This is a genomic window from Mesorhizobium sp. M1182, assembly GCF_040318335.1.
Taxonomy (GTDB): domain Bacteria; phylum Pseudomonadota; class Alphaproteobacteria; order Rhizobiales; family Rhizobiaceae; genus Mesorhizobium.
Window position 1 is genome coordinate 1 of the sequence record NZ_JAMYMD010000063.1, and the last position, 10,217, is coordinate 10,217.

Below are 10,217 nucleotides of genomic sequence, written 5' to 3' on the forward strand. Positions count from 1 at the left end.
CCCCCCCACCTCTTTTTTTTTAACCCACACCCCCCCACCCTCCCTCTATGGTGGTGGGGGGGGGGGTGTTTTTTTTTACCAACCCCCGCCCTCCCCCCCCCGGGGGGGCGGCCCGCCCCCCCCCCGCCTCTTTTCTGCCCAAGGACCCGACAGCATGTTTTCAAACTTTGATAGTGAGGTCCTATTCGCCGCCCGCCTGCTGCTTGGCGGCGCCTTTGTCTTTGCCGGCCTGCGCAACATTCAGAACGCGGCGTCGGTGAGCCAATTGATGACGACGCGCGGCGTGCCGCAGGCACGGCTGGTTCTTTGGCTGGGGATCGTCCTGCAGATCATTGCCGGAGCACTGGTGACCGCGGGCATTTGGACCGCTCCGGCGGCGGCATGCCTGATCCTGTTCCTGATCGTCGCCACGCCGATGTTCCATAACTTCTGGGACAATCAGGGCCCGGAGCGCGCGTCCCGCATCAATGGCTTTGTCGGCAACGTCGCGCTGGCCGGAGGATTTCTGGCGCTGATCGCGCAGTCGCTTTGACAACGACTGATGCCTCTTGGAGGCAGCCGCTCACGCCGCATACCGCAAGCCGCCATCACAGGTCAGGACCTGGCCGGTGACGAAGCTGTTCGAAACCAGGAACGCAATTGCCTCGGCGACGTCCTCGGCGCGGCCGATGCGGCCGACCGGCGTCTTGCCGGCATACTCGGCAAACACCGCATGGCGCTGTTCATCGGGCAGGAAATCCCACCACGGCGTGTCGATGACGCCCGGCGCCACGACATTGACGCGTAGCGGCTTCAGCTCCATTGCCAGGATCGGCACCACGGTCAGCAGCATGCCGTTGACGGCGGCGATGCCGGCGACACCCGGCGCCGACAATTGCGCCGACACCGCCGAGATGAAAGTCACCGAGCCGTTCTTGTTCAGCGTCGGCAAGGCGGCCTGCAGGCAGGAGAGCTGTGGCCGGACCTTCTCGTCGACGCCGCCGCCGATGTCGGTCAGGTCAAGCGTTTCGAACGCGCCGAGGCCCTTGCCGCCGCTGGCGGCCAGCACCAGGTGATCGAAAGGGCCGAGATCGTTGAAGAACCGGCGAACCTCGTCCGGCTTCGCGGCATCGAAGGCAGCTTTTCCGACAGCGCCGCCAAGGCTTTGCCATGCATTGTCGAGCCGTTCCCTGCTGCGCCCGGTGATAGTCACCTTCATCCCCGGGCCGAGCAGCTTTGTCGCGGTGGCGAGGCCGATGCCGGAGGAGCCACCGACGATCACGGCGTGCTGCGTTTTCTCGGTCATGAATTTTCTTTCTTCGATGTTGCGGAAGCGGGTGCGAGCCCGACAAGACCGAGGCTCAATTCACGCAACTGCTGCCTCGCCTTCGCGTCATAGGCTTGCGCATCGGCGCGGGATTCCCTTTGGCCGTCGAAATAGAGGCCGCTTCGCCCTTCCAGCGTGGGCGATGTGGCGAGATTGATGATGGCTTCGGCGCCGGTTTCGACCGAACTCCAGGGTGTGACGCCCGCCTGCCGCACCATCGTGGTGTTCATGTAGCTTGCCGGATGCAGGCTGTTGACCGTGACGCCGGTGCCGTTCAGCTGCTCCGCCAGGTCGATGGTGAACATGATCTGCGCCAGCTTGCTCTGGCAGTAGGCACGGACGCCGTCATAGGAGCGGGTCAGCATGACGTCGTCGAAGTCGATCGCCTGCTGGCCGGCCGAGGCGACGTTGACGATGCGCGACGGCGCGCTGGACTTGAGCAGCGGCAGCAGCTCCATGGTGAGCAGGAAGCCGGCGAGATAATTGACGGCAAAGCGCAACTCGTAGCCGTCGGCGCTAACCTGTCGTTTGGAGTTGGGGCCGGCTGTGCCGACGCCGGCATTGTTGATAAGGATATCGAGTCGCTTGGTCCTTGCGCGCACCGCCTCGGCGAGGCGGCGGACTTCCGCCAGGGAGGAGAGGTCGGCGACCAGCAGCTCGGCCTTGCCGCCGGCGGCTTCGATTTCGGCCACGGTCGCCTTGCCCCTAGTCGCGTCGCGGCCATGCACCAGGATACGGGCACCGCCGGCGCCGAGCCGTTGCGCGACGACGCGGCCGACGCCGTCAGTCGATCCTGTGATGAGGATTGTCCTATCTTTCAGTTCCATGTTCAGAGCCTCCATGTCATCGCTCTGAACGGAAAGATGGGGCACCGGCCACTTGCCAAACAGTTCAAACTTTATCCTGGTATCGATACTGCTATAATAGCACCGATGGATTCACCGACACACTCCGCCGAAGACAGCCGCCGCCGCGAGCTTGGCGCCTTTCTGCGCTCGCGGCGCGAAAGGCTGACGCCTTCGGCCACCGGCATTTCGACCGGCCTGCGCCGGCGCACGCCCGGGCTGCGGCGCGAGGAGGTGGCGATGATCGCCGGCGTCGGCACGACCTGGTACACCTGGCTGGAGCAGGGCCGCGACGTTCGGCCGTCGGTGGAAGTGCTGACGGCGCTCAGCCGGGCGCTGCGCCTGGACACGGCCGAGCAACGGCATCTGTTCATTCTTGCCGGCCGCCCGCAGCCGGAGCGTCGCGTCGACGCGCCGGAAAAAGTCGATAGCCCGTTGCTGCACATGCTGCAGAGCCTGGTCCTGCAGCCGGCCTATGTCCTTGGGCGGCGCTGGGACGTGCTGGCCTGGAATTCTGCCGCGGCAGCCGTGTTCGGCGACTATGGCCTGCTGGAGGGCGATGCCCGCAACATCGTCCATATGGTTTTCACCAGCCCGCAGCATCGGCGCCTGCTCGTTGATTGGGAGGAACTGGCACGTGCCGTGCTGGCGTCATTCCGGGCAGAAAGCGCCAGATATGTCGGCGATCCGGATTTCGAGCGGCTGATCGCGCTGATGACGCGCTCGAGCCCGGAGTTTCGCGCCTGGTGGCCGCTACGCGACGTGGCCCGTAACCTGTCGGGTGTAAAGCATGTCAGGCATCCGACAGCGGGTGCCATGGCGTTCGAGCATATGAGCCTGTCGATCGACGACGGCTCGGACATGAAGCTGATCGTCTACACGCCGCTCGCCGAGCAGAACTCGATCGCCAAGCTGCAGAAGCTGCTCGATGCGCTGCCGGCCGAGCGGCGCAGCGCGTGAGCCCAGCTTCGTCATCCTGGGGTCTGCGCTGCGTCGCTCCGCTCCTTGCTGCGCCCCAGGATGACGAAGCAATGGGGGAGGTTTGCGACAGCCGAGCTGCCTCAGCCCTTCGGCTTCAGCCCGTCGATGAACAGCTGCTCGAGAAACCTTGCGGCATCCTCGAAACGGCCGTCGCCGCCGCGATCGGGGCCGAGCACGGCGCGGACCTGCACGTCGAAATCGGCATAATGCTGCGTCGTCGCCCAGATCGAGAAGATCAGGTGCCAGGGGTCGGTGCGGGCAATCTTGCCGGCGCGCATCCAGCCCTTGATGACATTGGCCTTCTCGTCGACCAGCGTCTTCAACTCGCCTTCCAGCATCGGCATGATGCGCGGCGCGCCCTGCAGGATCTCGTTGGCGAACAGCCGGCTCTCGCGCGGGAAATCGCGTGCCATTTCGAGCTTGCGCCTGATATAGCTGCGCAGTTCGGTCAAGGGGTCGCCGATATCGTCGAGTTCGCGCAGCGGCGCCAGCCAGGTGTCGAGAAGCCGCTGCATCAGCGTCTTGTGGATGTCCTCCTTGCGGCGGAAATAATAGAGCAGGTTCGGCTTCGACATGCCGGCGGCTTCAGCGATCTGGTCGATTGTCGAGCCGCGAAAACCGTTGGTCGAGAAGACTTCGAGCGCCGCCTCGAGGATGAGCTCGCGCTTTTCCACCTGGATGCGGGTGCGGCGAGGAGCAGAGCTTTCGACCGCATCCGTCACCTCGAAAAACCTTCGCTGCGGGGAGTGTCTGGACCAATTCTCTGGACCAGTTTTTCTCCGCCCTGTGGAGCGCACTTCGAAAGCCGCATTTCCGCTAGTAATCCCTTGACCGCTGATAAGGCGGTGCTAACGTTTGTCCAACCGGTCAAAAATTTGCGTAGCACGAAAACGTCGCGAAGACCAAGTTGGAAAGACCAGGCGTTAGCCGCACCGAAACAGGTTACAAGGGGAAGTCTCGGTCATGTCCAACCGGCTGAAAGTCACGCCGAACGATCTCAGTGCATTCTGGATGCCGTTCACGGCAAACCGGCAGTTCAAGCAGGCGCCGCGCATGATGGTGTCGGCCAAGGACATGCATTACACGACCAGCGACGGGCGCAAGGTTCTCGACGGCACCGCCGGCCTGTGGTGCGTCAATGCCGGCCACTGCCGCCCGAAGATCACCGAGGCGATCCAGAGCCAGGCGGCCGAGCTCGACTATGCGCCGGCGTTCCAGATGGGCCATCCGATCGTGTTCGAGCTGGCGAACCGGCTGGTCGACATCGCGCCGAAGGGCATGGACCATGTGTTCTTCACGAATTCCGGCTCGGAATCGGTCGAGACCGCGCTGAAGATGGCGATCGCCTATCACCGCGCCAAAGGCGAGGGCTCGCGCACCCGTCTGATCGGCCGCGAACGCGGCTATCACGGCGTCAATTTCGGCGGCATCTCCGTCGGCGGCATTGTCACCAACCGCAAGATGTTCGGCACGCTGCTCGGCGGCGTCGATCACATGCCCCACACGCATCTGCCGGAAAAGAACTCTTTCACCAAGGGCGTGCCGGAGCATGGCGCGGAACTGGCGAACGAGCTGGAGCGCATCGTCGCCTTGCACGACGCCTCGACCATCGCCGCCGTCATCGTCGAGCCGGTTGCCGGTTCCACCGGCGTCATCCTGCCGCCGAAGGGCTATTTGCAGAAGCTTCGCGAGATCTGCACCAAGCACGGCATCTTGCTGATCTTCGACGAAGTCATCACCGGTTTCGGCCGTCTCGGTACGCCGTTTGCCGCCGACTATTTCGGCGTCACGCCGGATATCATGACCACGGCGAAGGGCGTCTCCAACGGCGTCATCCCGATGGGCGCGGTGTTCGTGAAGAAGGAAATCCACGACGCCTTCATGACCGGCCCCGAGCACATGATCGAGTTCTTCCACGGCTACACCTATTCGGGCAATCCGATCGCCTGCGCGGCAGCGCTGGGCACGCTTGACACCTACAAGGAAGAAGGGCTGCTGACGCGCGGCGAGGAACTGGCGCCGTACTGGGAGGACGCGCTGCACTCGCTGAAGGGCGAGCCGAACGTCATCGATATCAGAAACATCGGCCTGATCGGCGCGATCGAGCTGGCGCCGATCGCCGGCCAGCCAACGAAGCGGGCCTTCTCGGCTTTCGTCAAGGCGTTCGAGCGCGGTGCATTGATCCGCACCACCGGCGACATCATCGCGCTGTCGCCACCGCTGATCATCACCAAGGGCCAGATCAACGAATTGATCGACCACGTGCGCGAAGTGCTGAGGGCGGTGGATTGAACCAGGTGCAGCTTTCCCTCCCCCTCGACGCCGCGCAACCAATGAGGTTTTAGAATATGGCCGCCCCCGGCGAGAATCTGCGGATCAATTCAGACCGTTTGTGGGATTCGATAATGGAGATGGCGAAGATCGGCCCCGGCATTGCCGGCGGCAATAATCGCCAGACTGTTACTGACGAGGACGGCGAAGGGCGGCATCTGTTCAAGCGCTGGTGCGATGAGGCGGGGCTCGAAATGGGCGTCGACGAGATGGGTACGATGTTTGCCCGTCGCGAAGGCACCGACCCCAGCCTGCCGCCGGTCTATGTCGGCAGCCATCTCGACACCCAGCCGACCGGCGGCAAGTATGACGGCGTGCTCGGCGTGCTCGGCGGCCTGGAGGTCGTGCGCTCGCTCAACGATCTCGGCATCAAGACCAAGCATCCGATCGTCGTCACCAACTGGACCAACGAGGAAGGCGCCCGCTTTGCGCCGGCGATGATGGCGTCCGGGGTATTCGCCGGCGTGCTCGACCAGGCCGACGTCTATTCACATGTCGACAAGGACGGCAAGAAATTCGGCGAGGAGCTCGAACGGATCGGCTGGAAGGGCACCGAGAAAGTCGGTGAGCGCAAGATCCACGCCTTCTTCGAATTGCATATCGAGCAGGGCCCGATCCTCGAGGACGAGGGCATCGACATCGGTGTCGTCACCCACGGCCAGGGACTGAAATGGCTGCAGGTGACGCTGACCGGCAAGGAGGCGCATACCGGCTCGACGCCGATGCCGAAGCGGCGCAATGCCGGGCTCGGCATGGCGCGGGTGATCGAATTGGTGCACGAGATCGCCATGGACTACCAACCCGACGCCGTCGGCGCGGTCGGCCATATGGAGGTCTATCCGAACTCGCGTAACATCATTGCCGGGCGCACCGTCTTCACTATCGACATCCGCTCGCCGGAAAAGGAGGTGCTGGACGCCATGGACGGCCGCATCCGCGACGGCATCGACACAATTTGCGACGCGCTCGACATCAAATATCAAATCGATCAGGTCGGCCATTTCGATCCGGTCACTTTCGACGCGGGCTGCGTCAAGGCTGTGCGGGATGCGGCGGAGCGCCTGGGATATACGCATCGCAACATCGTCTCGGGCGCCGGCCATGACGCCTGCTGGATCAACCGCGTCGCACCCACCGCAATGGTGATGTGCCCCTGTGTCGACGGGCTCAGCCACAACGAGGCCGAGGAAATCACCAAGGAATGGGCAGCGGCCGGCGCCGACGTGCTGTTCCATGCGGTGGTGGACACGGCGGGGATTGTGGGGTGATGGGATAGCCTCGCAACGCCGCTCACAAGAAGCGCGAAGAGAATAAGGGAACAAGAAAATGTCCAAAGTCATCAAGAATGGCACCATCGTCACCGCCGACCGGACGTGGAAGGCCGATGTGCTGTTCAAGCACGGCAAGATCATCGGCATCGGCTCGGATTTGCATGGCGACCATGAGTTCGACGCCAGCGGCTGCTATGTGATGCCGGGCGGCATCGACCCGCATACCCATCTCGAAATGCCGTTCATGGGCACCTATTCGGCCGACGACTTCGAATCCGGTACCCGCGCGGCCCTTGCCGGCGGCACGACCATGGTCGTCGATTTCTGCCTGCCGGCGCCGCAGCAATCACTGCTCGAGGCCCTGCAGATGTGGGACAACAAGACCTCGAAGGCGTCCTGCGACTATTCCTTCCACATGGCGATCACCTGGTGGGGCAAGCAGGTGTTCGACGAGATGGCCACCGTCGTCGACAGGGGCATTACCTCGTTCAAGCATTTCATGGCCTACAAGGGCGCGCTGATGGTCGATGACGACGAGCTCTATTCGTCGTTCCAGCGCTGTGCCGATCTTGGCGCGCTGCCGCTGGTCCATGCCGAGAATGGCGACGTGGTCGCGGCGCTGTCGCAGAAGCTGCTGGCGGCGGGCAACAGCGGCCCGGAGGGGCACGCCTATTCGCGCCCGCCTGAAGTCGAAGGCGAGGCGACCAACCGCGCCATCATGATCGCCGACATGGCCGGCGTGCCGCTCTACGTCGTGCATGTCTCCTGCGAGCAGGCGCACGAAGCCATCCGCCGGGCGCGCCAGAAAGGCATGCGGGTATTCGGCGAGCCGCTGATCCAGCACCTGACGCTGGACGAGAGCGAATATTTCAACAAGGACTGGGACCATGCGGCGCGCCGGGTGATGAGCCCGCCCTTCCGCAACAAACTGCACCAGGATTCGCTGTGGGCCGGCCTGCAGGCCGGGTCGCTGCAAGTGGTGGCGACCGACCATTGTGCCTTCACCACCAAACAGAAGCGCAACGGCGTCGGCGACTTCACCAAGATCCCGAACGGCACGGGCGGGCTCGAGGATCGTTTGCCGGTGCTGTGGACGACCGGCGTCAACACCGGCCGGCTGACGATGAACGAGTTCGTCGCGGTGACCTCGACCAACATCGCCAAGATCCTCAACATGTATCCGAAGAAGGGCGCCATCGTCGAAGGCGCGGACGCCGACATCATCGTCTGGGACCCGAAGCGCAAGAAGAAGATCACGGCCAAGAAGCAGCAGTCGGTGATCGACTACAATGTCTTCGAAGGTTTTGAGGTAACCGGCCTGCCGCGCTTCGTCTTCTCGCGCGGCGAACTGTCGATCGAGGAAAACGAGGTCAAGGCGAAGCCCGGCCATGGCGAGTTCGTCGCTCGCGAGCCGAACGCGGCGGTCAACCGGGCGCTGTCGACGTGGAAGGAAATTTCCGCGCCGCGCAAGGTGGAACGGACGGGCATTCCGGCGACGGGCGTTTGAGCTTGGCGAGCCACGGAGCGATTATCTCAATGGCCGCAGTGATCCTTGGCGCCGGGCCGGCGGCGGCTGACGTCCTTGCCGGCTCCTTTGGCAATGAGGTCGGTTGCGCTGGTGTACGGCTCGGTTATCAGGACAGCGACGATTATGTCGTGCTGACCGCCGACGGCGTCGAAACCTATGGCAGCGGCTGCCAGTTCGCACAGCGACTGACGACGGCGCCTGGCACCCTGTTGTTGAGCTCCACCTGTTTCGCCGAGGGCGAGAAGGGCACGACCACGGATGTCGTCAAGGTCATCAACAGAGGAGGGGACGGTTTCTTCGTGACCATTCCCGGCCTTGAGGAGATCGGGCCGCTGAAATCATGTTCGTGACGGTGCCGATGACGACCGCCGCCTCGATGCCGGCGTCAGGCGACCAACCCATCCAGTTCCGGCAGCAGGACGACGCTTTCCTGTTCGTTGGGATCGGTTCGGGCAATGACCGCCGAGGCGGGGCCGTCGCTCAGATTGGCCGGCAGATGCGGCACGCCGGGGGGAATATAGAAAAGATCGCCGGCCTTGACCACGATATGCTGTTCGAGCCGGTCGCCATACCAGGTATGGACTTCGCCGGAGAGCACATAGATCGCGGTTTCATGGTTTTCGTGCATATGCGCCTTGGCGCGGGCACCCGGCGGCATGGTCAGCAGATGCATGCAGATGCCGGACGAGCCGACTGTTTCGGCGGCGATACCGGCGAAATAACTCAGGCCCTGCTTGCCTTCATAAGAGCTTTCAGGGCGGATAAGATGGCAAGTCGGTTTGGGCGACATCGGGGCAACTCCGGGCGTCTATCTGATGGGACAAGGGCGCGTGGAACTGGGGCGCATAGAACTGGGGCGAGTAGGACTGGGCGAGTGGAAAGCAACATCTGGGTAAAATCAATGGGATTCCGGCCGGCGCCGCAGTGGCCGGAAGCGACAGGCTACGGCCGATGACGGGAGTATCTCCAGCCGTTGTTTCGGCAAGCAAGCTTGGCCTGACCTTCCAGACCAATGATGGTCCGGTACAGGCGCTGTCGAATGTCGACCTGACGATCGGCAAGGGGGAATTCGTGTCCTTCATCGGGCCCTCCGGCTGCGGCAAGACGACCTTGCTGCGCGTCATCGCCGATCTGGAGAAGCCGACATCGGGAGCCATCTCCGTCAACGGCATGACGCCCGAGCAGGCGCGCCAGAGCCGCGCCTATGGCTATGTCTTCCAGGCGGCCGCACTTTATCCGTGGCGCACCATCCAGCGCAATGTGGCACTGCCGCTGGAGATCATGGGCCTGTCCAGAGCGGAGCAGGCGGCGCGCATCAAGCGAACCCTCGACCTTGTCAATCTCAGCGGCTTCGAGAAGAAATACCCCTGGCAGCTTTCGGGCGGCATGCAGCAGCGCGCCTCGATCGCGCGGGCGCTCGCCTTCGACGCCGACCTTTTGTTGATGGACGAGCCGTTCGGCGCGCTGGACGAGATCGTGCGCGATCACCTCAACGAACAGCTGCTGGAGCTTTGGGAGCGCACCAACAAGACTATCTGCTTCGTCACCCATTCGATCCCCGAGGCGGTCTATCTGTCGACGCGCATCATCGTCATGTCGCCGCGCCCGGGGCGTGTCAGCGACGTCATAGAATCGACGCTGCCGAAAAAGCGACCGCTCGATATCCGCGAGACGCCGGAGTTCCTGGCCATCGCGGCACGCGTGCGCGACGGGCTGAGGGCAGGGCACAGCTATGATGATTGAGCGGGATGAACTCCCTCCTCTCCCCGTTGGGGCTAGCGGGGCCCCCCATGCCTTCGTCATCCTAGGGCGGAGCAGCCGCGAAGCGGCCTGCGCAGACCCTAGGATCCATATGTGGACGGCGCCCTGTCTGCAACGGTTGTTTTGCGTCGTTTTCGATCGCTTGCGTCCATATGTCCGGCCTTTGAGCACGGTCCTTGCGGCCGCTGGCCAAG

General features: G+C 63.5%; 11 protein-coding genes. 7 read left to right on the plus strand and 4 right to left on the minus strand.

Annotated features, from left to right (window positions below):
• Window positions 1-154 precede the first annotated feature (154 nt).
• A complete protein-coding gene (locus NKH33_RS32760) occupies window positions 155-532 on the plus strand; it encodes a DoxX family protein (protein WP_352923650.1) in 378 nt (125 codons plus the stop codon).
• Window positions 533-562: 30 nt separating this feature from the next.
• Here the strand turns inward: NKH33_RS32760 and NKH33_RS32765 are convergent, their stop codons facing one another.
• Complete coding sequence (locus NKH33_RS32765) at window positions 563-1,285, minus strand: SDR family oxidoreductase (RefSeq protein ID WP_352923653.1); 723 nt, start codon at window positions 1,283-1,285, stop codon at window positions 563-565.
• The gene (locus NKH33_RS32770) at window positions 1,282-2,133 is read right to left on the minus strand and encodes an SDR family NAD(P)-dependent oxidoreductase (RefSeq protein ID WP_352923654.1); all 852 of its coding nucleotides are present in this window, start codon (window positions 2,131-2,133) and stop codon (window positions 1,282-1,284) included. The genes NKH33_RS32765 and NKH33_RS32770 overlap by 4 nt, the downstream gene beginning before the upstream one ends.
• Before the next feature lie 105 nt (window positions 2,134-2,238).
• Here NKH33_RS32770 and NKH33_RS32775 point away from each other — a divergent pair, with 105 nt between their 5' ends.
• A complete protein-coding gene (locus NKH33_RS32775; protein ID WP_352750218.1) occupies window positions 2,239-3,111 on the plus strand; it encodes a helix-turn-helix transcriptional regulator in 873 nt (290 codons plus the stop codon).
• A gap of 101 nt (window positions 3,112-3,212) precedes the next feature.
• Here the strand turns inward: NKH33_RS32775 and NKH33_RS32780 are convergent, their stop codons facing one another.
• A complete protein-coding gene (locus NKH33_RS32780) occupies window positions 3,213-3,854 on the minus strand; it encodes a TetR family transcriptional regulator C-terminal domain-containing protein (protein ID WP_352503191.1) in 642 nt (213 codons plus the stop codon).
• Between the two features lie 241 nt (window positions 3,855-4,095).
• On the opposite strand from NKH33_RS32780, the gene aptA reads away from it, so the two are divergent.
• From aptA to NKH33_RS32800, 4 genes are read left to right on the plus strand one after another with little or no spacing between them, the layout of a single operon-like run.
• Window positions 4,096-5,424, plus strand: coding sequence for an omega-aminotransferase AptA (aptA, locus tag NKH33_RS32785; RefSeq protein ID WP_352471500.1), 1,329 nt, complete (start codon window positions 4,096-4,098; stop codon window positions 5,422-5,424).
• A gap of 56 nt (window positions 5,425-5,480) precedes the next feature.
• Entirely contained in the window at window positions 5,481-6,731 is a 1,251-nt protein-coding gene (locus NKH33_RS32790; protein ID WP_352471503.1) for a Zn-dependent hydrolase, read from the plus strand.
• Window positions 6,732-6,789: 58 nt separating this feature from the next.
• Window positions 6,790-8,241: a dihydropyrimidinase gene (gene hydA / locus NKH33_RS32795; RefSeq protein ID WP_352851542.1), complete on the plus strand. Its 1,452-nt coding sequence runs from the start codon at window positions 6,790-6,792 to the stop codon at window positions 8,239-8,241.
• 29 nt (window positions 8,242-8,270) lie between these two features.
• Window positions 8,271-8,612, plus strand: a complete 342-nt coding sequence (locus tag NKH33_RS32800; RefSeq protein ID WP_352471506.1) for a hypothetical protein — start codon at window positions 8,271-8,273, stop codon at window positions 8,610-8,612.
• Window positions 8,613-8,647: 35 nt separating this feature from the next.
• Here the strand turns inward: NKH33_RS32800 and NKH33_RS32805 are convergent, their stop codons facing one another.
• Window positions 8,648-9,052 carry a cupin domain-containing protein gene (locus NKH33_RS32805; RefSeq protein ID WP_023675871.1) on the minus strand — a complete coding sequence of 135 codons (405 nt, stop codon included), beginning with the start codon at window positions 9,050-9,052 and terminating at the stop codon, window positions 8,648-8,650.
• 161 nt (window positions 9,053-9,213) lie between these two features.
• Here NKH33_RS32805 and NKH33_RS32810 point away from each other — a divergent pair, with 161 nt between their 5' ends.
• Window positions 9,214-10,005 (plus strand): ABC transporter ATP-binding protein, encoded by a 792-nt coding sequence (locus tag NKH33_RS32810; RefSeq protein ID WP_352471507.1) that lies wholly within the window; start codon window positions 9,214-9,216, stop codon window positions 10,003-10,005.
• Window positions 10,006-10,217 lie beyond the last annotated feature (212 nt).

Excerpts from the sequence above, each read along its gene's own strand:
- NKH33_RS32760 (WP_352923650.1), top strand. The coding sequence starts at position 155 with ATGTTTTCAAACTTTGATAGTGAGGTCCTATTCGCCGCCCGCCTGCTG.
- NKH33_RS32765 (WP_352923653.1), bottom strand. The coding sequence starts at position 1,285 with ATGACCGAGAAAACGCAGCACGCCGTGATCGTCGGTGGCTCCTCCGGC.
- NKH33_RS32770 (WP_352923654.1), bottom strand. The coding sequence starts at position 2,133 with ATGGAACTGAAAGATAGGACAATCCTCATCACAGGATCGACTGACGGC.
- NKH33_RS32775 (WP_352750218.1), top strand. The coding sequence starts at position 2,239 with ATGGATTCACCGACACACTCCGCCGAAGACAGCCGCCGCCGCGAGCTT.
- aptA (WP_352471500.1), top strand. The coding sequence starts at position 4,096 with ATGTCCAACCGGCTGAAAGTCACGCCGAACGATCTCAGTGCATTCTGG.
- NKH33_RS32790 (WP_352471503.1), top strand. The coding sequence starts at position 5,481 with ATGGCCGCCCCCGGCGAGAATCTGCGGATCAATTCAGACCGTTTGTGG.
- hydA (WP_352851542.1), top strand. The coding sequence starts at position 6,790 with ATGTCCAAAGTCATCAAGAATGGCACCATCGTCACCGCCGACCGGACG.
- NKH33_RS32800 (WP_352471506.1), top strand. The coding sequence starts at position 8,271 with ATGGCCGCAGTGATCCTTGGCGCCGGGCCGGCGGCGGCTGACGTCCTT.
- NKH33_RS32805 (WP_023675871.1), bottom strand. The coding sequence starts at position 9,052 with ATGTCGCCCAAACCGACTTGCCATCTTATCCGCCCTGAAAGCTCTTAT.
- NKH33_RS32810 (WP_352471507.1), top strand. The coding sequence starts at position 9,214 with ATGACGGGAGTATCTCCAGCCGTTGTTTCGGCAAGCAAGCTTGGCCTG.